This is a genomic window from Actinoplanes sp. GCM10030250, assembly GCF_042666575.1.
GTDB lineage: Bacteria > Actinomycetota > Actinomycetes > Mycobacteriales > Micromonosporaceae > Actinoplanes.
Genome location: NZ_JBHTDO010000024.1, coordinates 118,115 through 141,675, shown reverse-complemented (window position 1 = coordinate 141,675; position 23,561 = coordinate 118,115). Strand labels below are relative to the sequence as shown.

At 66.5% G+C, this 23,561-nt stretch carries 21 protein-coding genes; 11 read left to right on the top strand and 10 right to left on the bottom strand.

Annotated elements, in window-relative coordinates; genetic code table 11:
- Positions 1–4: 4 nt before the first annotated feature.
- The 5 genes from drmB (at position 5) to ACFQV6_RS27820 (ending at position 4,688) form a co-directional block, all read left to right on the top strand.
- The gene (drmB, locus tag ACFQV6_RS27840) at positions 5–2,008 is read left to right on the top strand and encodes a DrmB family protein (RefSeq protein ID WP_378030555.1); all 2,004 of its coding nucleotides are present in this window, start codon (positions 5–7) and stop codon (positions 2,006–2,008) included.
- Complete coding sequence (drmC, locus tag ACFQV6_RS27835) at positions 1,998–2,738, top strand: DISARM system phospholipase D-like protein DrmC (protein ID WP_378030554.1); 741 nt, start codon at positions 1,998–2,000, stop codon at positions 2,736–2,738. Before drmB ends, drmC begins: the two co-directional genes overlap by 11 nt.
- The gene (locus ACFQV6_RS27830; RefSeq protein ID WP_378030553.1) at positions 2,738–3,085 is read left to right on the top strand and encodes a hypothetical protein; all 348 of its coding nucleotides are present in this window, start codon (positions 2,738–2,740) and stop codon (positions 3,083–3,085) included. Before drmC ends, ACFQV6_RS27830 begins: the two co-directional genes overlap by 1 nt.
- Before the next feature lie 6 nt (positions 3,086–3,091).
- On the top strand, positions 3,092–3,511 hold the full coding sequence (locus tag ACFQV6_RS27825; RefSeq protein ID WP_378030570.1) for an ASCH domain-containing protein: 420 nt from the start codon (positions 3,092–3,094) through the stop codon (positions 3,509–3,511).
- A gap of 778 nt (positions 3,512–4,289) precedes the next feature.
- Positions 4,290–4,688 carry a hypothetical protein gene (locus tag ACFQV6_RS27820; protein ID WP_378030552.1) on the top strand — a complete coding sequence of 133 codons (399 nt, stop codon included), beginning with the start codon at positions 4,290–4,292 and terminating at the stop codon, positions 4,686–4,688.
- An 86-nt stretch (positions 4,689–4,774) separates the two neighbouring features.
- Here ACFQV6_RS27820 and ACFQV6_RS27815 read toward each other — a convergent pair whose 3' ends face one another.
- On the bottom strand, positions 4,775–5,242 hold the full coding sequence (locus ACFQV6_RS27815) for a hypothetical protein (RefSeq protein ID WP_378030551.1): 468 nt from the start codon (positions 5,240–5,242) through the stop codon (positions 4,775–4,777).
- A 344-nt stretch (positions 5,243–5,586) separates the two neighbouring features.
- On the opposite strand from ACFQV6_RS27815, the gene ACFQV6_RS27810 reads away from it, so the two are divergent.
- Positions 5,587–6,306: a hypothetical protein gene (locus tag ACFQV6_RS27810; protein WP_378030550.1), complete on the top strand. Its 720-nt coding sequence runs from the start codon at positions 5,587–5,589 to the stop codon at positions 6,304–6,306.
- 311 nt (positions 6,307–6,617) lie between these two features.
- Here the strand turns inward: ACFQV6_RS27810 and ACFQV6_RS27805 are convergent, their stop codons facing one another.
- Positions 6,618–7,415 (bottom strand): formylglycine-generating enzyme family protein, encoded by a 798-nt coding sequence (locus ACFQV6_RS27805; RefSeq protein ID WP_378030549.1) that lies wholly within the window; start codon positions 7,413–7,415, stop codon positions 6,618–6,620.
- A 406-nt stretch (positions 7,416–7,821) separates the two neighbouring features.
- Between ACFQV6_RS27805 and ACFQV6_RS27800 the strand changes: the two genes are divergently transcribed.
- On the top strand, positions 7,822–8,724 hold the full coding sequence (locus tag ACFQV6_RS27800) for a hypothetical protein (RefSeq protein WP_378030548.1): 903 nt from the start codon (positions 7,822–7,824) through the stop codon (positions 8,722–8,724).
- Between the two features lie 545 nt (positions 8,725–9,269).
- Here the strand turns inward: ACFQV6_RS27800 and ACFQV6_RS27795 are convergent.
- From ACFQV6_RS27795 to ACFQV6_RS27785, 3 genes are all read right to left on the bottom strand, one after another.
- Positions 9,270–9,569 carry a CPCC family cysteine-rich protein gene (locus tag ACFQV6_RS27795; protein WP_378030547.1) on the bottom strand — a complete coding sequence of 100 codons (300 nt, stop codon included), beginning with the start codon at positions 9,567–9,569 and terminating at the stop codon, positions 9,270–9,272.
- A gap of 1,620 nt (positions 9,570–11,189) precedes the next feature.
- Entirely contained in the window at positions 11,190–11,669 is a 480-nt protein-coding gene (locus ACFQV6_RS27790) for a hypothetical protein (protein WP_378030546.1), read from the bottom strand.
- A 315-nt stretch (positions 11,670–11,984) separates the two neighbouring features.
- The gene (locus tag ACFQV6_RS27785; protein ID WP_378030545.1) at positions 11,985–12,938 is read right to left on the bottom strand and encodes a beta-ketoacyl-ACP synthase 3; all 954 of its coding nucleotides are present in this window, start codon (positions 12,936–12,938) and stop codon (positions 11,985–11,987) included.
- 210 nt (positions 12,939–13,148) lie between these two features.
- On the opposite strand from ACFQV6_RS27785, the gene ACFQV6_RS27780 reads away from it, so the two are divergent.
- Positions 13,149–13,403, top strand: a complete 255-nt coding sequence (locus ACFQV6_RS27780) for a hypothetical protein (protein ID WP_378030544.1) — start codon at positions 13,149–13,151, stop codon at positions 13,401–13,403.
- Between the two features lie 242 nt (positions 13,404–13,645).
- On the top strand, positions 13,646–14,143 hold the full coding sequence (locus ACFQV6_RS27775; protein ID WP_378030543.1) for a DUF4262 domain-containing protein: 498 nt from the start codon (positions 13,646–13,648) through the stop codon (positions 14,141–14,143).
- A 39-nt stretch (positions 14,144–14,182) separates the two neighbouring features.
- Here the strand turns inward: ACFQV6_RS27775 and ACFQV6_RS27770 are convergent, their stop codons facing one another.
- From ACFQV6_RS27770 to ACFQV6_RS27755, 4 genes are all read right to left on the bottom strand, one after another.
- Positions 14,183–14,413: a hypothetical protein gene (locus ACFQV6_RS27770; protein ID WP_378030542.1), complete on the bottom strand. Its 231-nt coding sequence runs from the start codon at positions 14,411–14,413 to the stop codon at positions 14,183–14,185.
- A 108-nt stretch (positions 14,414–14,521) separates the two neighbouring features.
- Complete coding sequence (locus ACFQV6_RS27765) at positions 14,522–16,009, bottom strand: hypothetical protein (protein ID WP_378030541.1); 1,488 nt, start codon at positions 16,007–16,009, stop codon at positions 14,522–14,524.
- Positions 16,006–17,352: a DUF4407 domain-containing protein gene (locus ACFQV6_RS27760; protein ID WP_378030540.1), complete on the bottom strand. Its 1,347-nt coding sequence runs from the start codon at positions 17,350–17,352 to the stop codon at positions 16,006–16,008. The genes ACFQV6_RS27765 and ACFQV6_RS27760 overlap by 4 nt, the downstream gene beginning before the upstream one ends.
- Complete coding sequence (locus tag ACFQV6_RS27755) at positions 17,336–17,935, bottom strand: hypothetical protein (protein WP_378030539.1); 600 nt, start codon at positions 17,933–17,935, stop codon at positions 17,336–17,338. The genes ACFQV6_RS27760 and ACFQV6_RS27755 overlap by 17 nt, the downstream gene beginning before the upstream one ends.
- Positions 17,936–18,361: 426 nt before the next feature.
- On the opposite strand from ACFQV6_RS27755, the gene ACFQV6_RS27750 reads away from it, so the two are divergent.
- Both ACFQV6_RS27750 and ACFQV6_RS27745 read left to right on the top strand, forming a co-directional pair.
- Positions 18,362–19,039 carry an alpha/beta hydrolase family protein gene (locus ACFQV6_RS27750; protein ID WP_378030538.1) on the top strand — a complete coding sequence of 226 codons (678 nt, stop codon included), beginning with the start codon at positions 18,362–18,364 and terminating at the stop codon, positions 19,037–19,039.
- Between the two features lie 3 nt (positions 19,040–19,042).
- Positions 19,043–19,864 carry a hypothetical protein gene (locus tag ACFQV6_RS27745; RefSeq protein ID WP_378030537.1) on the top strand — a complete coding sequence of 274 codons (822 nt, stop codon included), beginning with the start codon at positions 19,043–19,045 and terminating at the stop codon, positions 19,862–19,864.
- A 175-nt stretch (positions 19,865–20,039) separates the two neighbouring features.
- Here the strand turns inward: ACFQV6_RS27745 and ACFQV6_RS27740 are convergent, their stop codons facing one another.
- A complete protein-coding gene (locus ACFQV6_RS27740) occupies positions 20,040–23,429 on the bottom strand; it encodes a TIR domain-containing protein (protein ID WP_378030536.1) in 3,390 nt (1,129 codons plus the stop codon).
- Positions 23,430–23,561: the final 132 nt, after the last annotated feature.

Sequence of the window (23,561 nt, the reverse complement as noted above, 5' to 3'; positions counted from 1 at the left end):
CGGCATGACCGACACCATGATCTTCCAATCGGCGCCGCTGGACCCGCTCAGCGACGCGGAGCAGGCCAACGACAAGAACCGCGCCAAGGTCGGTTCGGCGCGGCCGTCGGCACTGCTCTACAGCTACGGCCCCGGCGCGATCATGGACCTGCCGCAGTTCTCCGTGATGCCCGCGGGACTCGACGACTGGGACCGGATCTGGGCACGCCGCGCCCACATCCCCACGATCATCGAGCCTCGCCTGCTGCGGGCGGTCCAGGTGCACCTCGGGCCTCAGGTGACGGAGCTCCGGCCGTACCCCTGGCAGGCGACCTCGGGCCAGAGCAAAGCCGGCGACGACCTCGGCGTGCCCGCGCGGGTGTTCCCGCAGTGGATGCGCTGCACCGGCTGTGACCTGCTCGCGGCCCTGCCGCGCTTCCAGTACAGCAACACCAACCCGTTCCGGCCCGACCTGGCCGAGTTCGGCCACACGAACTGCCCGGGCCGGGGCGGCGGCAAGCCGGCGGGCAAGACCAGAAACACGCGGGTCGCGGTGCCGGCCCGCTACCTGCTGGGCTGCCCGGACGGCCACCTGGACGAGTTCCCCTACGACCGGTGGGTGCACCAGGGCGTCGCGTGCTCGTCGGGGATCGCGCATCCCACCCTGAAGCTGCGTGACGCCAACGTGGGACAGGCCGTCAGCGCGACCGTCTACTGCGAGCAGTGCAAGAGCAGCCGCAGCATGAACGAGGCACAGGGCGCCACCGGTGCCCGCCGGATGCCGCAGTGCCGGGGCCGCCATCCCCACCTGGACGCCTTCGACACCGGCTGCGACCACCGGGCGAAACTGATCACCATGGGTGCCTCGAACCTCTGGTTCGCCGCCACCCAGTCGGTCATCGTGATGCCCCGCACCGAAGCCGACAAGCGCGACGCGATCCTCGACGCCCTGCGGGCCTGCCGGGAAGACCTCGACGACGCCGCGGACAGCCCGAAGTGGCTGCGCAAACTCGTACTGAAGCAGAAGGTCGACGTCGAGGGCGTCACCGACGCCGCGCTGCTGGCCGCCGCGCAGAAGGTGCTCGACCCGTCCGCCGAGACCGCGACCGATCAGGGGGGCTCTCAGGATTGGGATCCGATCTCGCTACTCGTCCCCGAGTGGACCTACCTGCAACAGCCCGCGCTGTTCCCGAAACAGGAGAACTCCACCGGCCTCATGGTCACCACCGTCCACCCCGCCCACCTGCCGGAGCCGGTCGAGCGGGTCGTGGAGGTCAACCGGATGAAGAAGGTCAACGCCTTCATCGGCTTCACCCGCATCGACGAGATGGAACGCGCCGGCGACCTGCCCCACCGGCTGGTCCCGCTCACCCGCAACGGCAGGCCCCGATGGATCCCGGCCACCGAGGACCGCGGCGAGGGCGTCTTCCTGCAACTGCGCGAGGACCTCGTCGCGCCGTGGGAGGAGCGGATCGAGAAGAGCGCCCTCTGGCAGGCGCACCGCCAGGCGCACCGCCGCAACTTCCAGCGCCGGTTCTCCCAGACCGCGCAGAGCGTCGACCCCGACGAACGGTTCCGCCCGCCCCGCTACTGGCTGGTGCACACGCTGTCGCACGTGCTCATCCGGGAGATGGCCATGAGCTGCGGCTACGGTGCGGCCAGTCTCTCCGAGCGGATCTACGCGTGGAAGCCGGACAGCGACCGGCCCGCCGCCGCCGGCCTGCTGATCTGCACCACGGCCTCCGACAGCGAGGGCACCCTGGGTGGCCTGGTCGCCCTGGCCCGCCAGATGGGCGACCTGGTCCGTTCCGCGCTGCGGCGGGCGGCCCGCTGCTCCTCCGACCCGATCTGCGCCATGCGCACCCCCTCCGACCCGGAGGACTTCCTGCACGGCGCGGCCTGTCACTGCTGCTCCTTCGCCTCCGAGACCTCGTGCGAACGCGCGAACCGCTTCCTCGACCGCCGGCTGCTGCTGACCCTGCCGACCATCGGCGGCGAGCAGGTCACCGGGCTCTTCGATGCCGAATGACCCGTACGCCGCTCTCGGCGCCTACCTCGACGGCACCGAGGCCGCCCGGCTGGCTGCCGCCCTGCGCGAGGGCTGGCACACGTCCAAGGCCCTCGAAGAGGTCGGCAGGTCACGCCGGGACACCGCCACCACCCTCCTGAAGACCGCCGGCCTCGGCCACACCAACCCCGCCCTGAGCAGCGCGGTGCTGCAGGCCATCGCCGGTGCCCGCGGCCCCCGCCCGGACGGCACGATCGGCCGCGCCACCGTCACCCCGGTCTGGACCATGCCCGGCGCCGGCGCCAGAACCGGCCGGCTCACCAGCGAGGCCCGCCGCATGGTCGAACAGGCACGGACCTCGGTCGTCTGCTCCAGCTACAACTTCGCCGCCGGCTCGGAGATGTGGGCGCTGCTGCGCGAGGCGAGCGAACGCCCGGGCGTAACCGTACGGCTGTACCTCGACACCGCGACCGGCCAGCCCTCGAAGGCCGCCGCAGACCTGCCCCAGGTCACGGTGTGGGGCACCCAGCCACGTCCCGGTGACAGCAAACCCGTCACGAACCACGCCAAGTTCGTCATAGTCGACCGCGCCCTGATCCTGCTGACCAGCGCAAACTTCTCCTACAACGCCGAGCACCGCAACATCGAACTCGGCCTGCTGGTCCACGACACCGCCCTCGCCGCGTCCATCGAGAACGAGCTGACCGCGCAGCACGGCAAGAGCTACGCCCTGGCGTCCGCCGGAAGGTGATGACCATGCCACCGATGCGATTCGTGATCATGCAGTCCTGGTGGCTGGCCACCCGCCTGGTCCGCCGCCACCCCGACCTGACGGTGATCGAGACGCACCCGGGCGGCGGCCAGTACGACCGCCTCAGCCTGGTCCGGGGTCAGGAGAACCTGATCAACATCAACCGGGCCGGCAGCATCCGGTTACGTGTACGTCGGCGACCAGGTGCTGTCCCTGCCAACCCTCTACAGCGCTCACGCACGCCGCCTTACGCCGACGGTCACCGCCGCGCTGGCCCCGATCCTGCCGTGAGGCCGGCGATCCTCCGGCTCCGGCCTCCGCTCTGGGGTCCGCCGTCAGGCCACTAGCCTCGCCTGGTGACCGACGAGCTGCCGCACTTCGAACTCGCCTTTCCCGGCCCGCTGCGCGACCAACTGGTCGCCGCTGTGCTCGGCGGGCGCAAGACCAGCACCACCGGCCTGCTGCAGGACTACGAGGTCGAGCCCGAACCGCTGCCCACCGTTGGCCGGCGCTCGGCCTTGATCGACTCGGCTGGCCGCCCGGTCGCCGTGCTTGAGGTGACCGAGGTCCACATCTCCCGGGTTGGCGACGTCGACCTGGCGCACGCCATCGACGAGGGCGAGGGCTACACGACGGTGGCCGAATGGCGCGCGGGCCACGAGGCCTACTGGCACGGCGAGGATTACCGCGGCTGGCTGGGCGACCCGACCTTTACGATCACCGACGACACCCCGGCGGTGCTCCAACGCTTCCGCGTCGTCACGCACCTCTGATACCGGAGCCCCTGTCTTGAGCTGTAAGCCACCGGCGGATCGCGGCGAAGTCGGCGTCCGTACGGCCGACGAGCGGGTCGACGCGGTGCAGTAGAGCCGGGCCCTGCGACGCTGGAACTATCCGGTCCGCGTCTCTCCAGGTGACCCCACGGTGGGTTACGTTGACGGATCCAGCTCCGCTGGATGAACGGCCGTGCGCACCTGCCGAAGTCCGCTCCGCGGTAGAAGCGCGGCACGAGGCTTCGTTGACGTGCGCTAGTTCCGCAATCCCGCTGACCGGCGACGACCTTACGCGAGAGACCACACGCGCCGCGGTCTGGTCCGACAGCCCAGAGGGCGTCGTGCTGGCCACTCATATCACCGAGGCCGGCCACAGGCTTCCATAGTTTCCGCAGCCCGCGCGCTCGGCGGCGTGTGAGGGCGTTGCGGGCCGGAGGGGATTTGAACCCCCGATGGGGCATGGCACGCCAGTGGCCCCATGCGCCTCCGAGCCGCCGTGCGTACCCGGCTGCCAGCTCGTCAACGCTGCAATAACCCGGATCTGCCACCGGCTCGCCGCAGTATCACCGTAACGGGGCACGCCTCGCACCCGACGCGAGCGCTATCGGCGGCATGTGAGTGCCTCACTCGCCCCAAATGTACCGATTCGATGAACGCCTGCGCCGCTCATAGGCGGCGGCGTGGACGAGTCCGGCCAGTTGCTCAGGGCTTGGGCCGGCGCCTACAGTTCCTTCGACGGTAAGCCCTACTTTAGTCTGATTGCCCGTCATGGAAGGCTATGAATCAGAAGATCGCGTCGTTGCTGTGGCTCGGTATCGAAGACTACACCGGCTTGCGGGAAGCCGTAGCCGAAATTCTTTCGTGCCATTCGGAGATGTCCTTCGTCGGCGTGCAGCAAGAAACTGAGAAGGCGATCATGGACCTCGCGATCTCGGGCATGATTCAGCTCTACCTGTGTCAAGAACCGGTCGAGGACGAGACCGCTTCGCCGTTGCCATATCCGAAGTGCGTGCCATATCTGGTGGACCCGTATTGGTGGAACCAGTTACCGGTAGGCGTTCCGCGAGGCGAAGTTGGTTCGCTTAAGTACGCCACGACCGACTCGGGCCTCGCAGCTTACAAGGACTTCGTCGGGATTGATGACGTGGGCCCGCTACACGTGGAAAGAATGCCCTGACTCGCTCATCGCTGACAGCACGACGACACTGGCGATGATCTGCCACGCGCGGACGGCGGCATGAGAGTGAACGTGGCTCGGTGCTGCTAGGCCTCGGTCGGCTCGGTCTCGTCTTCGTCTTCCGGGAAGACCAGTCGAGCAAGTTCGTATTCGAGGTCCAGATCAAACTCCTCAGCGATGGCTGCAAGATGAAGCGCGAATGCGGCTCGGAGGTCACCTAACGCAAGGCCGAACTGGAGATGATCGTGGCGGAAGTCGGCAGCGTCGGAGCCGCCTCTATCGACGAAGTTGCGGGCGGCCTCACGGAGTAGGGTGAGCCGCTGGCCGAGCGTTTTACCCGGCTTCGCCTCGATAATCTGCTCCGTCAGAAACCTGCGAATCGCATGAGCGGAGCCAACGCACTCCCGTTCGTCGCTGTGGTGGCGGTCGCCGAACAAGAGGCGACGGTCCGCCATGAAGATCATTACTCGTGCGGCGACGTCCTCATCGCCTGGTACGCGCTCCCACCCGGCGCCGAAGTTCAACACTGACAGTCCCGTCACGCGGTATGGCATCGCTGAGGCATTCCATGTTGGACGGCTTCCGTCACCACCACCCGGACGGCGTTTCTGCCGCTGGCGAAGCTCTATCCAGCCCGTTCGCGTGGGCCGGCTGAGAGACCGGCATGCGCCGCGTTGTCGGCGGCAGATGAGCAAGCCTTCACTTTGCGATGCAATGCGATGCTGGCTGTTATGACGGGCAGGCGTCATGGTAACGGCGAGAGCGGAGCGTACTCATGTCAAGCGTTGGAGAACTTGGACGCGCCTTGAGGGCGGAGATAGCTCGCATAGATCTTGATTTGATGCAGTGTGTGACCGCCGAGGGGCATCTGCTCCACGTGGCCGCTACTTTACTTGCGGTGGACGATAAGGCAGTGCTCGCCGACGTTATTCAGGCGGGTCAGAATCTTCGAAGTGGCATCGAAAATCTATTGCGGGGTCGCCAATCTTTGAACGCTTACCTTGCCTCGCTATCTCTCCCCCTGGCGGAGCCGCCGCCGATGGAAGTCCGCTGCTACGCGCAGCGCCGGTTCGCCAATAGCCCCGTTGCAAGGTCCGATTGCCAACCCAGGCCGTCAAGCTTCCCCGAGGACTTCGCGTGGATCCTTCCAGAGTCAACTGGGAGCGAAGAGCACGTACCCCACTCGTCACCGATTGAAGAAGCCGTCGCATACTGTCAAGTCTTGGCCGGCCTCGCTTCAGCCTTGATAATAGTCGCGAATGTAACCTCAGGCTCGGTAAGCCTCGCCATTCAAAAGGTTGCACGGGACCTCCGGCAGCCTTTGGTTAATACCGGCGTGGAGGTCGCGCTCGCTGCCGCCAAGGCGCTCAATGACGGTAAGGCTCCCGCCGAAGTTGCCGGCAAATTGGCCTCCGCAAAGATTCTAGAAACCATCCCGGGAGAATTCGCGCCTGGAGCGATCGAGCTAAAGGCCACCGCTTTTGTCTTGAGGCTGACCGGAGTGCTGATCTGCCTCGCCGCCAATGAGCGTCTTCAGTTCTGTCCTTGCTTTCCTGACTTCCTATCTGACATCGGGGCCGGATTGATAGATCACGCCGCAGGAGAGGATGGTCTTTGAGATCGGGTGCGCAACGCCCTCTCATCGGCTATGAGCGTGCACGCGCCGGCGTGCACGGACAGTGACGCCGACTCGTCAGTCAGCGCGTGCTCTGCGGCATGTGAGGCGTTGCGGTCGCGGGCGATTCTGAAACCACGCACGCCAGCCTCCACGCCGGCTCATCGGCGCGCATTGATGCGCTCTTCCGCGGGCCCGCCGCGGTTCGCCGGAACCGTGCCGCTCAGGATCATTCGATGTATATAACTCGGTCGGCGGTGGGTGAGTACGGCCCGCATTGGCTGAAGGATCCGTTGTCGTATGGAGAGTTGAAACTATGTCAGTTCGACACCCCGGATTCGGGCATCGGTGCCGGGTTCAGCTGGGTGGTAGTGGCGCGACCGGGCGGACCGCTGTGAACTGGTGGTGTTCGTACCGGGTGGCGGACAGTAGCAGCAGCCATTCATCGCTGCCTTGCCACGGATAGACGTCAGCTGCACCGCCGCGCACGGTGCGGGGCCACCGCCGATTCGTGGTGTGGCGTTCGCCGGAGCACCTGCGAAGCCGGCTATCCACACGTCGGCGCATATCTCGTTCGCCGACCCCATCGCCGCCAGCCCGAACGCGTTCTCTGCGGCTGCTGTCATCTGCGCGTCGCCGAAGTCGTCAAGAAGCCGGTCCTCGCCCGGTTTCTCGTCACCCCAGAACGTCAGAGTGGTCGTCCCGGCTCGGGCCGCGTACTCCCACTCCGCCTCGCTGAGCAGCCGGAATGGCAGCGCCTCGAGCAACTCGTCGAGCTCGTCCTCGAGTCGCGCCGTGCCGGATTCGTCCTCGGCGTAGCCATCCTCGTACCCCGGCAGCCAATGCCGCACCTGCGCAACCGTCAGCGGGTGCCGCGCCGTGAGAAACGGCTCAACCCGCACCTCACGTACCGGCTGGGCGTCGCGGGCGCCGGCAACGAAGGCATCGATCGTGTCCCCGACTCCGCCCGCGCGCTCGATAGCGCGTACCGCGTCCACTTCAGCTTCCGACAAACCCATCCGGAACGTGCCGCCCGGCACTCTCCGGAACACCACGCCGGACGCGAGGTGCCGCCATGCCGGCCGCTCCGCCAAGATCTCCTCGCTCCACACGGCGTCGAACGCTAGCAGCCAGCGGACCAGGCGCGCAGCCAGCGCGATACCGGCATTGCGGTATCGGGAAGACGGCCTTGGACAACCAGACGCTTGGGCGGCCGACCGCTCAGCGGCAGTTGAGTGCGGGTGAGCTTGAAGGCGGTGGCCTTCGTTCTACGCATGAGAGAGCGCATCTCCACGAACCGATAGCTTCGGTGTTTTGCGCAGCTTGTTCAGTCCTCCGAGGCGGGCTCGCTCCGCCAAACGGGTTAGCCCGTAGCGCATGCATCCGCTAGACAATACAGTGACGACCGATGATGTTCACACGTTGAGATCATTTGGGGATGCCGTCTACTTGCAAGGGAGTACCGTGCAATAGTGTTCGGCTTTCGGTTCATAGGTTACGCAACTACTGGAGGGGCTGGTGGATCTCAGCGTAACGTTGGCCTTCGGTGCTTTCTTGGTCGTGCTGCTGGTCTATTCCTTCTACGGAATTTATCAGGGCACTCGGCTGCGTCGCGATCAAAGTGCGCAGCTCACTGAGGTTCCACGGCCTCGCGCGACAACGCATCTTTTTGTTCTTTTTGGAGTAGTTGGAGCGGTGCTCACGCTATTGAGCGGCGCCCTCACTCTGACCTACAATAACGATTTAACTAAGGCCTTTGTTGCGCTGGCGGCCGGCGGCGTTTCATCTGCTGTTGCCGTGACTTTGCATCAATACGAGCGGCGTGAGGTGGATCGAGATACGCATGACCCTGAAACTGCGATTCGGCGCATTGAAAATCAAGATCTGAGAGATCGATTCTACGGTGCGCTCGCGATGCAAAGGATGGGTATCGTCGGTGAAGAACGGATCGAAGCTCTTGAAGCGCTCGGAGTGTCAATTAAGAGTGATCAAAAGCGGATAGTAATTGAAGCGGCCAGCGGGGATGCCCTTCAGGTAAGAGGCGGAAACGGGCACCGAGAGCTCTCGAATGCCCCTAGGTTCTCGGCGCGATTCGACGAGCTAAGCAGGCTGCAAGCTGGCTGGTTGGACGGTTCGGGCGAGCGGATTGACGCTGAGGCAATGGGCGTCGGTCGGACGCTGGCAACGATGCTTGATCGAGAACTCGGGCTGGGTGTTTCGGTTTTTCCTACCGAAACTGGCGGTATCCAGCTTGAGTGGTCGACGAATGATGTCGAGTCAAGCATCGAGATCCAGCCGGACCGGTTCATCAGATTTCAAGAGTTGAATCTTGAAAGCGAGAGGGTGCGTGATTTGGAATTCGATGGCTATGATCTCGATGAAGTAATGCTCCACGTTAGGGGCGGCAGAAGTGACCGATAAGGCGACATTTCCTGTGCTTGAGGCGGACGAGTCTCTGATCGAGAATGAGAGTGAGGTGCTGCTGAGGCAAGTACATCCAAGCTTCGTGCATGACGGAGTTCCGTCCAGTCAGGCATTCCGGCCGACCAAAAAGGATAACGGCAAGTTATCGATGACAAGATCCTCTCTAAGCCCCGAAGAAGCCTATGTCCAACACGCGGACAGATCCTTGGATTCGGCTGGGACGTGGGGAGTCGCGGTCCAGGAGGCGCAGGAGGCTGATTTGCGGGCCATCGACGATTCGGCACTCCCTGACACTCCTGTAGCCCACGCATACATAGACTTCAGGGCTCTGAGCCAGCGTCGAGCGGACTTTGCGGCGAAACGTTTGAAGGTTGCCGCTCAGAGACGGGGACCTCTCTACGTTCCGAGCTAATGAGCTCAGGCGTTGACAGAGATTCCAATGCGAACCCGAATCGAGTTACTGCTCGTGCAGGAGCAGTATTTAGCATGATCGAATGCACTCTCGTCGGCCGTTCAGGGCGTTCGATGGCTGGCACTCAAACCTACTGTTGCTTTCGCGGCGGCTGCTCACTGTCCAAGGGTGCACGGACGAGGGCAAATCTCCGTTCATCTGAGGCGCCATAGTTTGCGAAGTTTCGCCGGGCTTGAGTAAGGCTCAAAGAACGGTTTGGTCCGCCACGAATCTCATCAGCATCATGATCGTCCTGCCCGTCGTCCTCCCAGAAGCACACGGGGCAGAGCTCGTAGTAGCCTCGCTGGCTCAGCGTGACAAACCCGCAGCAGGGGCATGCATAGGGCCCACTGTGGGGTGGCTTGATTACGTTGACGAACGTGTCACTCACGCTGGCATTCTTGCATCGCGTGGAGTGGTACCGGGCTGGCGTTGCTACTGAGACCAACGCACTCAATTCGGCAAATCAGTGATGTCGGACGCGAGCGGCGGTCACGGCCCGCAATAAGCCGGAGTCGGCGTCCAATGGATCGGGGGTGCGCAGGTCGGTTTCCAGGGCTGCGGCGGCATCACGTTCCGGCGAGTTGGCATTGGCACTCACAGTCCAGCCATTCGACAGATTTCACGTTTAACGTTTCCTCGGGATTTTGAATCCGCCTGAGCGCCTCTAAATGCACGGGTCGGCAAACTGGACCCCGCGTAGCAACTTGTGTCCTCCGCGTACCCGGTCGAACAACGCATGCCCAAGGGGAGGCTCCGCAAATTTGCGGCGTGATACGGTGCCAAATTACTCGGCTTCGGCATCCTGAATAGTCCGTCTCATTCTCCGACGCTCGATTGAAGCGATGAGAAAGACCAAAAAGCGGCTGGTGCGGCCGCGATGAGAAAGGTGTGCGCGCTTGCCGTGCCGGCAACCAATTGAACCGATTCTTCCTTAACCTTACTCGCGTCGTCGGTAGACCTTGATTTCCTTCGCCTGCGCCCAAGCCTCGGAAGACTCATGTTCAGAAAATATGTCTACACCGCTCATGGTCGTCTATTCTGATTACGGCAGCGACCATGTCCACCAAATGACGCCGCTGCCGCTGAGTGCCTTGATCGCAGCCTGATCGGACACACTCTATTCGGCTACGATCGTGTGGTGGATGGACAGCTATGCACCCAGGGCTCCGGGCAAAATTCGGGCCACTAGACTCCGCGCATGCAGCATTGCCGACGTTCCTCCACAAAACGCACAGCGATCGGGGCGCTACTGCTGGTCTTGGCCGTAGCCGGCTGCGACTCCAAGGCGGAATCGTCCTCCGGGACCACGCCGTCGAGCCCTGACGCCGCCGCTACCGCCTCCCTGGCTGCTTCCCCCTCGAGCCCGCGTGACGCCGAGCTTTCCGTATCTTCATCCCCCACCGTGGACGAGTCACGGAAAGTGGAGGCGGCACAGAAGCCCAAAGCGACACAGAAGCCCAAAGCGACAACGAAGACGCAGGCGCCGAGCGGGGGCGGCACCAAGTACCCGAAGTGTGCCGACGGCGACTGCAAAGTGTCCTTCTCCGGTTCGGTCGAATTCTCACTCGCCAGGTGGACGGTGTCGGCCTCCATGGAGAATGGCGGTGTCCGTGTGCGACTGACCGACGCCAATGGCAGGGGCGGCGGTGGCGGCTTCCTGGCAGGGCCCGGGTGCGCTGTGGCGGTACACGCCGACGGCGGCGGGCGACTCGGATGCGACCAACCCGGAGCCGAGCCCGATCCGGGAGGGTACGTCGTACACCTGCTGGAACTGGACGGGGATACCGCCGTCATCCGAGCGATCCTGGGCTGATGGTGAGGATCGCTGTCGCAGCCTGATCGTGCTGGGCTGTGGTCTGGTGGCCGTGCGTGTGACCCTTGGTCTAACTGGTTTCGTGCCTTTGCGCCGACTTGTCTACGCACGGTCACCGGCCCTGGCCGCTTCGCGGATAGGTGACACCTGTGCGTCACGCACGATCAGCGGCAAACAGGTGCGTTGGCTAGAGCGCTATGGGAACACGATTTCGAAAATGCCTTCGGGTACCGAGACGCCCTGGTCGTGATCCTGAACTGCAGCAATCCACGCGGTCGGGGCGTCAGGGAAGGAGGCAGGGCCATTTCCAAGGATGGCCTCGATGGCAAACGCCACAGGCGCTGAGACCTGCGGACGGACGTTGACACCCGCCCCATCAAGCAGCTCCACGAAGGACGACCACACGTCGTCCGGGATTTGGCCGCCTACAACCTCACACCAGAGCTTCACCTGGCGCTCGGGCTTGATCCCTACGGCAACGAGGACACCGAGTGAGCCGAAGTCGCGACCGAGATGACCGAAATACTGCTCTCCGACCCTGGCAAGCGTCTGGATGTATGCCGAGAGCTCAGCCGTGCTTCCACCAAGGCGTCGGCCGAACTCTTCGTCTGGTAGGTAAAGCCGGACCCCGCCCATTTTGAAGTACGGAATCGACGATCCCGGGCCTGAGTTCACGCGACGAGTCTGCCACGTCCATCAAGCAGACCGCATCAACCCATAGACGCACTCCGTCGGCAGATCGCTGGGAACCCGGTCTGGTTCCCAGCGATCTGCCCAGGTCCGGAAGAGTTCAGGCCCTCGTCCGGCGGGGCCAGGATGACCGGCCCAGCCGTTGCCCCGGCACGCAGCCGACTGACTTCGACGGGCTGGCGTCGACTACCTTCTTGTCATTCAGAGGTTCCGCGAGGTCAGCTGCGTACCACCGGGCCGAGATGACTGTTGCGCGATACCCATCGGCGGCGTTCAGCGGGATTTGATGACATCCCGAGGTCAGGGCAATGTGACGACCTGCGCAGCGTACGAAAGGCCGGCGCCGAAGCCCACGAGCAGCGCCGGACCCGTCGTGTCGGGCAGGGCTGCCATGGCCTGGGGGATGGAGGCCGCGCCGGTGTTGCCGTTGGTGATGATGTCGGTGGCCACCCGGACGTGCGGGCCGAGCCCGAGGGCCTTGGCCGCAACCGAGGTGATGCGCAGATTGGCCTGGTGAGGAATGAAGGCCGCAAGGTCGGAGGCGGAAATGCCCGCCGCGTCCAGCGCGCGCCTGGCAACGTCGGGAACGATGGAGGTCGCCCAGCGGAAGACCTCGGGGCCCACCATCCGCAGGATGCCTGCCTCGTCGTAGCGCAGCACCTCGCTGCGGGAGCCGTCGGCGCCCCACACCACCGGGCCGATCTCGCACGTCGGCGCCGGACCGACGACCACCGCGCCCGCGCCGTCGCCGAAGAGGAACGCCGTGCCGCGGTCGCGCTCGTCGATGATGTCGGTCATGCGCTCGGCGCCGACCAGGACCACGTAGCCGGCCGCGCCACTGCGCACGAGCGCGTCGGCCGTCGCCAGTGCGTACGGGAAGCCGGCGCACGCCGCCCCTAGATCCATCGCGGCGGCCGCGGTGGCGCCCAGCGCGTCGGCCACCAGGGGTGCTGCGGTTGTCGCGCGACCGCGGTGGGACATCGTCGCCACCAGGACGGCCGAGACGTCGCGCGGATCGATACCGGCGCCGGCGAGGGCCTTGGAGCCGGCCGCCGCGGCCATCATGACCAGGTCTTCGTCGGGTGCGGCGCGCCGGCGCGACTCGATGCCGCAGCGGCGGCGGATCCACTCGTCGCTCGAGTCGATCAGGGCGGCGATCGTCTCGTTACCCACCTCGGTCCGTGGGCGGTAGGAGGCGACGCTCAAGATGCGCGACCCGGGGTGACCGGTGTGGCGCGGCGAAGGATAGGCCATGAACAGGGATCATGGCATGCCCGCCTGGGTGCACCCTGATTGCTTTGTTCCTCGCCGGTAACCCAGCAAGCGCCAGTGGTACACGGCTGCGAACGAGCGACGCCCCAGCGGGGGCGCTGAGTTCATGGCACGTGCGTCTCCGGGCGCGGTGGTCTTACTCTCGGCGCGGCCGGCTACGCGCTCCCGAAGCAGTTCTTGGAGAGGACCCTGATGTTCGGACACCGCCACGATGAGCATTCGCCGCTGCAACGGGCACTGGAAGCCGCCGGGTCTTTGAAGGCGGGATCGTGGGAGAGCGTCGAGTCGCTCGCGGTGCTCGCCATCGAGTGCAAAGGAACGCCCGAAGCCGAGCAGCTGTATCAGACGGCGTTCCGCGCCGCAGCACAGCTGAAAGCGGGTACGTACGGCGCCGTCCGCGCCTTGGCATGGCTCAACCGTGCCGGCCGCGAACTGCACAGCGCCTGACGAGGCACCGACCGCCCCAGCTACACGGCCATGGTCCAGCACGCCAAGCGACGGGTGATGCAAATGCACTCTCATCGCCAGTTCAGGGTGCCGGTGTAAGGAGAGACGTGGACGTTGCGTTACGGCCCCGCTGGGTCTGCGTACGCGGATGATGACGGTCGGGTTGAAAGCCGGGTGTGGGTGTTCGACTTCCGGGTATGCAGCCGGGACAGACGGGCACCTGGCGAGTCAGCAGTGGTGCTGTGACTGAAAACGACCTGGCGAAGGGCGAACCTGTGACGGCCGGACACCAGGAGACCGGACTTGGCCAGATCGGTGAGGCTGTTGAGCGTTCCGGTGTATACCTGCAGTTCGTGCCGCAGCCGATTCCCTTGGAAGCGTGCTGGTACACGATCGGACTGACTGGCCACGGGCATCCTGAGCTGATCTTGTTCGGGTTGCCTCCCGACATCTCCCGGCCTGTTCTGCGTACCGTTGCCGGGGAGGTGATCGCGGGCCGGCGAGCATTCGCCCCCGGCCAATATGCCGACGACGTTATCGAGGGCCACCAGGTTCAGTTCGTCGCAGTGACCGAGCCTGGTCGCCACCTCCCCGTTGCCGCGCAGTTCTACGCCGTCACAGGTGCTGCCGTGGAGGCCTTGCAGATCGTATGGCCGGACCGGTACCACCGGTGGCCCTGGCAGCCCGGCACGCGCGTGGACGATATGCCGGTACTCGGTCGACCCGTCTCGTCCGGGTGATAAGCCTCAACCGGCGGTGGATCCGAGCGACTTGTCGCCTCAGCGTCCGTCGCGGACCACGGTGGCGGTGAAGAACCGGACCGGCCAGCCGCCGTCCGGGGTTCGCCCCGGGCCGAGCAACGCCGCATGCGAGGTGCCCACCGCAGCAGCCACTGCACACCGGTCGGCGTCTGTCGCCGCTGGGTCGTCGTCGGTGACGGCAGTGGGGCTGCCGCCCCGGCCGTCGCGCCGCACGCACGCATCAACCACCGTGACACCCGGCCAGGACATCGGCCCACCCCCGAAGATCAACGACCCGCAACCGCCGCGTACGGTGTTCGCCGCCAGCCGGACCTGGCTGCAGCACGGCGGCGTGCCTCAGCCGGTGCCGTCCTGAACTCAGGCGCGGGTCACGGAGGCCGGCTGCGTGCCGGAACCGTGCCCGGCGCCGAGCCGCGAGACGACCTCGATGACCGAGGTGCCGCTCAGCTCGACGACGAAGCCCCACAGGCCGAGGGTGACCCAGGCGGTCAGGTCGCCCTGGAAAGACGGGTTGCCGAGGTACTGCAGTTTGAGCCCGACCAGCGCCACGACCAGCACCGAGGCCATGCCGGCGATCGGGCGGGCGGCCCGGAACCAGGGCGACAGTCCGGGCTCCTCCGGCCGGGGAGCACGCATCGGGTTCGGGCGGCGGCTCTTTCCCGGCTCGGCCGTCGTGCCCGTCTCAACGGTGCCGGACTGCAGGAACCTGTCGTATTCCTGCGCCGCGCTGTCGTACTCCCCGCGCTGCAGTAGGTCGACCGCGGTCCGCAGGGTGCCCTCGTTCGGGGTGTCGAGGTAGGAGGTGATCACCTGCGACGCGGTGATGAAGTTGAGCCGCAGGACGTCGAGGTCCCGGGCGATCTCGTCCGCCCGGTCCGGCCACGCGGCGCCCTTCGCGAGCTGCAGGCGGCGATGGCATTCGTCGATGACAGCGTCGACTCGTGCAAGCACGTTGCGCGGCATTGGCCTGGGCTGAACACTGACCGCCTGGGCCTGCGCGGACAGCGCATTATCGAGTACGACGAAGCGGCTCGCCATCGAGGCCAGGCGCTCACGTCCGGTCTCCAGATCGGTGAACAGTTGCTCGGCGCGCCCGTAGTCGTGCCGGGCGATGACATCCTGCAACTCCTCCATCCTCAGCCGGGCCGCGACCGGCAGATTCCGGCCGTCCGAGCCCCAGCCCACGGCCCGCCGCAGCGACGCCAGACGACGGTAGATCATCGCCTGCGGGGTCAACCGCTCGGTGATCCATTTGATCAGCAACCCGGCGGCCGCGCCGGTTACCAGGATGAGGACGGCGTACAGGGCCGACCAGCCGCCCCGTTCGCCTACGCGCAGCACCACCGGGACCTCCGCGTGAGAGTCGTCCTTCGACACCCGGATCGAGCCGCGGAAGTCGCCGGCCGGGACCTGCTCCGGTGACCAGGGGTTGGCCGAGACGGTGAGCGCCAGTACCCCGGGGACTATCTCGCTGGCGGCGACGGTCACCTGCTGAGCGGGGAACTGGCGCCCGGTGCGGGTGTCGGCGAGGTCGGACTCCAGGCGGGCCAGGAAGGCGCCCGGCGGATTCCCGGCGATCTTGCCGATCGGCGGTCGCACCGTCATGGTCCGGGTCAGCGGTGTCCGCCCGGCGCCGAAGGAGATCATCAAGGCACCCTTGGGCACCTCCGCATGGGTGCGCGCGGGTCCGGTGTCCGCGGTCGAGGGCGCCCCCAGCAGGGCGGAAACGGCGATGGCCGCGCCGATGAGGAGCAGGGCGGGCAGAACTCGCCGGCTGATCTGCCGGCGGCGGTGTGCGGCGGACGTGGCTTGTACGCGCCGGCACTCGCGGTCACGATAGGTCACGGCCCGATACTCGGATGGTCGCGCTTGTCCGGCAGGTCGGTGGCCGAGATGCTCTTGCTCGCGCCACGGAGTTCGGTGGCGCGTCGCGAGATCAGTCCGGCGCGGCGGGAGTCGACCAGCAGGCGGTCGATGCTCGCCTCGAGTTCGATCTGCTCTCGCAGCACCGCGAGTTCCAGTTCCTTGCGTTCCCGGGCCAGCTCCTCGTCGGCGAGGACCAGGTCGCGACGATTCTCGGCGACGGCGAACTGGGTCCGCACGGCGATCTCCGAGTGGTAGGCGACGATCCGGTCGTACGCCGTGGTGCCCATCACCAGCCTGGCAAGGGCGGGGAGAACGTCGATCATCATGATCAGCAGTCGCAGGAGCCAGGTCGCCGCGGCGACGTTGCCGCTGTCGGAACCCAGGCGCTGCAGAGCGGTCAGCCGATCGGTCAGCCCGATCGGCCCCTGTGCCGCCTCCCGCGACCGGGTCAGGCGCTCGATCGCCGCGTTGCGTACCCGCGCCGAGGATTCCTGGACCTGACTGAGCGACTGCTGTCTGTTCTGGATCAGCTTTCGCAGCTCGGCGAGTCGCGCCGTCTCGCTGGTCTGGCCGGCACGGAAACGGTCCGCCTCGGCACGCAGGCGCCGGCAGTTCGGCCCCTGACCCGCCTCTCCGGTCAGCGCGAGACCGTTCTCACCGTTGCATTCCTGTCGTGCTTGCGCTTCGAGGCGAGCCAGTTTCTCGGCGTCCGCGTCGACGGAGTCCCGCAGCTCGTCCGCCTGAGCCTTGTAGGCGGTCAGCGCCACCAGATCCGCGCCAGGGTCCGGAACGACGAGCAGGTAATCCTGACAGGCGGTGACGTCCCGGGGTATCGCCGACTCGTCCGTCCCGGCAACCGGATTGCAGAGTCGAAGCTTGCTCTCGTACTCCTGCAATGACCGTATCCGGTCGACTGACACCTTCTGTTCGATCTCGCGGTGGAAGACGGACAGGACCAGCGGTTCGGCGATCACCACGCCCATCAGCATGGACATCAGGATTCGGGGCACATAGCTGCCCAGCCGTCCGACACCGCTGGCCCCGGAGACCGAGGTCACCAGCCAGCGATCAAGGGTCAGGATCATCGCGCCCCAGATCAGCGCCACGGCGAGGGCCACACCCCACGAGTCGGTGATCCAGCGCATCGCCGCCAGCATGGAGACGACCGCGAGCAGCGACGCGCCGAGGATCAGGCCGCCGAGGGCGGTGTATCGAGGGCGTTCGTTCGGCACCTCGTCCAGCACCGCTTCCTGGACGCCGACGACGGCTCGTAGGTGGCTGCCGATCGGCCGGCGGAAGGGGCTTTTACGTCGTGCAGCCATCCGTGCCCTCCGGCGGTCGCGGTCCGACATTCTTAGTCACCAGGTCAGGGACGCCTCTCGGATCAAAGCTCAGGTACGGCCGCCGTTGCACGCTCATGCCGGGTATCGACGGCGGGGACAACTCCACCTCCGCCTGCGCCTCGGAGATCAACACGGCGTGCACCGCCTCCAGGTCCGTGACGCGGTGCTTGGCCAGCTCCGCTCGGAGATTGACCAGCCCGTACAGGTAGGACGTCAACTGATCTGCGGCTCGGGTACAGCCGTTGCGGAGCAACGCCGCCGGGTCGTTGACGAAACAGGCAAAGCGCGCGGAGATGGTGAACGTCTGCTGTGGTTCGGCCGAGTTCAGCTCGACGGTGCAGTGCACGGTGTGGTTGACGGTCGAGACCAGATAGGCGTCGGCCGGCGCATCGGCATTCGCTCGGACGCCGCGACGTTCCAAGACGGCTCGCTCGAACACGCCGTTCATGCCCAGAACCAGAACCGTGCCCTCGACGGCTTCCGGAAGGTCTTCGGCGCGGTAGTAATGGCGAAAGAGCGGCCCCAGCCGGTACGGCCGGAGTACGCGTAGATAGGCCAGCACCGGGTAGGGGTCGGGCGCCCTCCGCGTGGGAGCGGTCGTGGCGGTACTCGTCACCATGACCAGAGGGCTCCGAACTCGATCGACGCGCGGTCGATCCAAGGTATCGGCGCCAAGGCCGTGACGCAGTCACACGAAGGAGTGAAGCCCCGACGGCTCCGACCGGATCTGATCACGCCTATGAGTGCGGCTGGACCGCACTCACATCCAGCCGGATCTGGGCCGGCCCGCAGGCGAGCCGCCACAGCCCATCCACCCTGACGGGTGCCTGGACCAGCGGGCGCGCACGGTGAGGTTGTGTGAGAGCTGGTTGTTGCCGCGCGGCAGCTTTGGGAGTCAGTGTCAGTGGCGGGTTCCCGGAACAATTCGATCGGTCTATCGTGGAATCGTCCTTCGCCTGGGCAGGAGGTGCCCGAAAGGCAGGTCTTCATGCTCACCACACGAACTGTGGATATTGATTCAGCGGGCCGGCGCCTGCGGGGCACCGTAACCGAAAGGGCCGGCGGCCGACCTTCGAGTGCGGCCGTATTGTTCGTGCATGGCTTGGGGAGCAGTCAGGAAGCCTATCTGCCGCGCGCGGAACGGACAGTACTTGCGCTTGGCCTCCGATGTCTGACCTTCGATCTGAGCGGCCACGGCGCCGACAAGGCGAATTTGTCGCATTACTCGATCTATGAGCACATCGACGACGTTGTCTCGGCGTATGACCACCTGACTGTGGTCGAAGGTGCGGACGCGGCCAGGATGGGGGCTTGCGGAGCCAGTTACGGCGCTTACCTGGTGGCTCTGCTGTCAGCGCGAAGGAACGTGAAACGGCTGGTGCTGAGAGCTCCGGCCCTGGCTTCTGACGTCGAGTTCCCGGCACCGAAGAATCATCGGCCGTCGGATTTCGACAGCATCCGCGCGGTGTCCAATTTCGCCGGCGACGTCCTGGTCGTGGAATCCGAGCTTGACGAGCGCATTCCGCACTCACAGATATTGGCGTATCTGAGAGCGTCGCGGAACTCGTCGCACGAGGTCATACCAAGGGCCCGTCATGCTTTGGAGTTGCCGGCGTGGGACGAGAAGTTCGTGGGTTTCCTCATCGACTGGTTCAAAAATCTATGACGGGTGGTGAGAGTGTTGCTCGGTCTGACCTGGTCTCAAGTTCTTGGGCTGTCCGTCATCGCGGCGTTGGTCACCGTCGCCGGGAATCTCGTCGCCACGTGGCTGAAGGAGTACATATTCGCGCGGTCGCTGGAGGGCTGGAAGAGTCGGCAGGCTCTCATCTCGGTGCACGCGAAATACAGGGATCCGCTCTTGCTCGCGGCCCGCGAGTTCAAGGGGCGTGTCGATGAGATAGGTGAGTCATACCCCACGACCTACCTGCGGACCGCAGTCCTGCTGGCGCCCCCGGCCGAGCGGCTGCTCGCCAACTCTGTCGAGGATGAATACTACAAGCAGTATCGGTTGCTGAGCATGCACTATCGTATTTGTTCATTTTTTGGATGGCTCGAACTCTATCGGCAGGAGCTGACCTTCCTTCGTGCCAGCCGTCGCCGAATCGACAAACAGCTGGAGAAAGTGATCGGGGAGATCAGGGACGACTTCGCGAGCGGCCGGCTGAACGACGCTCCGAACGTGCACCAGTGGACCGACCGACTGATATTCAAGGAGGAGCAGCGCGCAATCGGCGAAGGAATGCTCACTCGCACGTCGCCCCGTACGGTCATCGGTTATGGATCGTTCAGGTTGTTATTCCTTAAAACGAAGCAGGACGCAGACGGCGAGCTGTGGTGGATTCGTGTCGTTTCGAATTTTCTCCTCGACCTCGACGGAGACATGGACTTCAGGCGCTGCCGGTTCCAGAGAATGCAACGGCACCTCGCCGAAGCCATCCGGCTACTGGACGGCGGCGGTTCGGGTCGACGGCCGTTCCTCAGGCCATGGTGACCAGCGGAGGACACGGATCGTCGAGGCGATCGGGCCGACGAGGCTGCGGTGATCGATAGCCACAGGTTGCCGCGGGCAAGGGTGGTGATGTTCGGTGGCAGTGTGGTTTGATGCTCGCGCAAGGCCGGACATCTTCCCCCGTGGATGTCCGGCCTTTGCAGTAACAGCGCCTGGATCAACAGGTGGGCTGGTACGGGAGTTCGGGCACGTAGCGGGCCCACTCCTCGGCAGTCAGGCCCCGGCCGGTGATGGCGCAGGCGTGTCGACCGGGGTCGGCGCTCAGCTCCTTCGGCACCGAGTAGTCCCACAGGGTGACGGCTCGGCTCCCGCCGGCCGCCAGGGTGTGCCCGTCGGGGCTGAACACCAGGTCGCGGGTTCGGAGCTGTGCGTGCGCCAGCGTGGCGATCCGGACCGGTGTGGTGCGGTCGGTGACCTCGAACAGGCGGGCCTCGCTGATTCCGCCCGTTGCCAGGATGCGGCCGTCGGGGCTGAAGCCCAGCCAGGCCACCCCGTTCTCGGCCCCCTGGAGGGTGCCGATCCGGTGCGGCTGGGCCAGGTCGGCGACGTCCCAGAGGATCGCTGTCCCGTCGTAGCCGGCTCCGACGGCCAGGGTGCTCCCGTCCGGGCTGAAGGCCAGCGTGAAGGTGGAGGTGCCCATGGAGAGCTCCGCGTGGCGTGCCGGGGCGGAACGGTCGGCCAGGCTCCACAGGGTCACGTTGTAGCCCGCGGCGATGCCCATGGTGCGGCCGTCGGCGCTGAACGCGATCGAGCTCACGATCCCGCGGTCGGTGACCTCGGCGAGCGGGACCGGCCGGGAGCGGTCGGTCAGGTCGTACAGGTCCGTGGTGCTGCCGGCGCGGCCGACGGCGAGGGTTTTGCCGTCGGGGCTGAGCGTCAGCGCGTACACCTGCTTGCCGCCGGTGATCGTGGCGAGCTGTGCGGGTTCGGCCGGCCGGGTCATGTCGACGAGCGTGACGACGTCGTCCATGCCGCCGACGGCCATCGTGCGCCCATCCTGGCTGAGGTCCATCAACTGGATCCGTCCGCTGCTCAGTGACGGGGACGGGCCCTCGACGGGGTGGACCGGGTCGGCCAGGTCCCAGGTGACGGCGGTTCCCGGTGCGTCAGCGGCGACCAGCGTGCGGCCGTCGGGGCCGAACGCCACGCCCACGATGTCGGCGGGGGCCGGCCGGGGGAGCGCGGCGATCACGTCCCGCGCGAACGCGCCCCTGGTGGTCCACAGTGTCGCCGTTCGGCGTTCGCCGGCGGTGATCATGATGCGGCCGTCGGGGCTGAGGGCCATCGACCGGATCGGGCCGTCGCGGCCGGTCAGGATGCCGACCCGGCCCAGCAGGCCGGTCTGCCCGGGTATCGCGCCGAGGGTGAGAGCCCGCAGCCGCGTTGTTCCGCTCGAGTCGCTGAGGGCCAGCGTCCACCCGTCCGAGGTGAACGCCATCCGGGTGAGCTCGGCGTCGCCGGTCGCCGCGTCCAGCGAGGAACCGCGCTTCGGCTGGGCGGGGACCCGCACGTCCCAGGGGGCGACGTAACCGTCCTTCTCCTCGACGGCCACCACCGCCATCTTCGGGTTGTACACGACGATCCCATCGGGGCGGGCGTTGCTGATCGTGGCGAGCTGGACCGGGTGGGCCGGATCGGCGAGGTCCCACATGGTGGCCGTCGCGCCGCTGGTCACCGCGGTCTTCCCGTCCGGGCCGAACGACAGCGAGTGTGCTGCGGTGATCGTGGTGAGCGCGACGGGAGCCTGGCCGCGGGTCATGTCCCACAGGGTGGTGTTCTTGTCGCGGTTGCTGGTGGCGGCGGTGCGCCCGTCGGGGCTGAACGCCACCGTGACCGTCCCGGTGGCGTCGCCGAGGTCCGTCATCCGGGCCGGGTGGGCCGGGTCGCTCACGTCCCACAGGACCGCCGGCGACTGCCCGTCGAGGACAGCGAGAGTCTTCCCGTCCGGGGAGGGCACCAGCGTCTTCCCGGTCGTGGTGCCGGCCGGCACGCCGGCGAGCCGGGCCGGCTGCGCGGGGCGGGAGATGTCCCACAGGGTCACTGTCCCGCCGGGTTCGGCGGTGGCGAGGATCCCGTTCGAGATCGCGGCGACCTCGGTGACGTCAGTGAGGGCGCCGGCGTAGTTCGTCGACATGACGAGGTGGCTGAGCTGGTCACGGGTCTGGTCGTCGGCGTGCAGCTGCTGGGCGGCCACGCCCAGCATGAGTGCCTTCCTGGGGTCGAAGGCGATCATCGCGCGGGCGCGTTCCACCAGTCGCTGGTTGATCGCGATCCGCCGCTGCAGTGCCGCCTCCTCACGCTGGCGGCGTGCCTCCTCAGCGGCTTCCCGAGCCAGTTGCTCCTGCTCCCGCGCGATCTTCTCCTGCCGCAGCCGTTCGGCGGTCGCCTGCTCGGCGAGTTCCTGGTGGTGCCGTGCGAGCCGCTCCTGCTCCCGCGCCCGGGTCTCCGCCTGGTCCGCGAGCCCCTGCTGCCGCCGGGCGTCCTCTTTCTGCCGCCGGGCGTCCTCCGCGGAGCGCCGGGCGTCCTCCTGCTGGCGCCGGGCGTTCTCCTGCTGCCGGCGGGCGTTCTCCTTCTGCCGCCGGGCGTCCTCGGCGGAGCGCCGGGCGTTCTCCTGCTGGCGCCGGGCGTTCTCCTGCTGCCGCTGGGCGTTCTCCTGCTGGCGTCCCGCGTTCTCCTGCTGGAGGGTGGCCTCGGCCGCCGCCTGGGTCGTCAGCGCGCGCTGCTCGCGGGCCAGCCGCTCCTGCCGCCGGGTCTCCGTCGCGGCGGCCTTCGCCCGGTCCTCCTGGAGCTGGGCGTTCTCCTGCTGCTTGCGCGACTCCTGCGTGGCTCGTTCGGCGCTACCGCGCTGGTCGGAGGCGATCTGCTGCTGCCGCATCGCCTCCACCGCCGAGGCATTGGCCCGCCCGGCGTTGCGCATCGCGAGGATCCCGGTCAGCGAGGCCACCAGGGCCAGCACCACCAGCATCGCCGTCGCCGCCGACCACAGCCGGCGGGCTCGACGGTGCTGGCGTACGTCCTCGCCCTCCAGCTCGTCCTTGCTGACGCCGTGCATCGGCGCCGCCAGCTGCGCGATCGAGTCCCGGAACCGGGCGTGCCGCAGGCTCAGGTGCAGGTCGTCCCGGGCCCACCGCAGGTCCAGGTAGAGCGGCTCCTCGACGAAGACGCCGCGCAACGCGGCCGGCACCGCCGTGGAGTCGTCGGTGAAGTCACCGGTCGCGGTGTCCCAGCGCCACTCGCCGTCGGTCAGCACCGGCAGGATCCGCTCGGGGGACTTCGTGGCGACCCAGTGCTCGATCTCCTTGTTCACCCACGGTGAGCGGGCCGCCTCCGGTGAGGCGAGCAGCACGAAGTGCTGTGATCCGTCCAGCGCGGTCTGGATCGACGACCACAGGCCGGGAGTGACCGCCAGCCCGGTCTGGTCCCGGAAGATCCACAATGCCCGGCGCCGGTGCCACGGCCTCGCGAGCCGGTGCAGGCCACGCTGCACGGCGGGCGCGAGGCGACCGTCGGCGGCATGGCTGTACGAGATGAACCCATCGAAAGGCATGGCTCGGTCCCCGTGGTCGGAAATGATCGGCGGCGACCGATTCTCCACGCCGGCGCCCCTCAGGAGAAGAGCGCCGGCCACAGTGAACCTTCTCAATCCGGCATCGAGCCCGGCGCGGCCCGGCCACGGTGA

What these genes read in the sequence shown, in the direction of transcription:
- drmB (WP_378030555.1), top strand. Translation starts at nt 5, where the DNA reads ATGACCGACACCATGATCTTCCAATCGGCGCCGCTGGACCCGCTCAGC.
- drmC (WP_378030554.1), top strand. Translation starts at nt 1,998, where the DNA reads ATGCCGAATGACCCGTACGCCGCTCTCGGCGCCTACCTCGACGGCACC.
- ACFQV6_RS27830 (WP_378030553.1), top strand. Translation starts at nt 2,738, where the DNA reads ATGACCATGCCACCGATGCGATTCGTGATCATGCAGTCCTGGTGGCTG.
- ACFQV6_RS27820 (WP_378030552.1), top strand. Translation starts at nt 4,290, where the DNA reads ATGAATCAGAAGATCGCGTCGTTGCTGTGGCTCGGTATCGAAGACTAC.
- ACFQV6_RS27815 (WP_378030551.1), bottom strand. Translation starts at nt 5,242, where the DNA reads ATGCCATACCGCGTGACGGGACTGTCAGTGTTGAACTTCGGCGCCGGG.
- ACFQV6_RS27785 (WP_378030545.1), bottom strand. Translation starts at nt 12,938, where the DNA reads ATGGCCTATCCTTCGCCGCGCCACACCGGTCACCCCGGGTCGCGCATC.
- ACFQV6_RS27780 (WP_378030544.1), top strand. Translation starts at nt 13,149, where the DNA reads ATGTTCGGACACCGCCACGATGAGCATTCGCCGCTGCAACGGGCACTG.
- ACFQV6_RS27770 (WP_378030542.1), bottom strand. Translation starts at nt 14,413, where the DNA reads ATGTCCTGGCCGGGTGTCACGGTGGTTGATGCGTGCGTGCGGCGCGAC.
- ACFQV6_RS27760 (WP_378030540.1), bottom strand. Translation starts at nt 17,352, where the DNA reads ATGGCTGCACGACGTAAAAGCCCCTTCCGCCGGCCGATCGGCAGCCAC.
- ACFQV6_RS27750 (WP_378030538.1), top strand. Translation starts at nt 18,362, where the DNA reads ATGCTCACCACACGAACTGTGGATATTGATTCAGCGGGCCGGCGCCTG.
- ACFQV6_RS27740 (WP_378030536.1), bottom strand. Translation starts at nt 23,429, where the DNA reads ATGCCTTTCGATGGGTTCATCTCGTACAGCCATGCCGCCGACGGTCGC.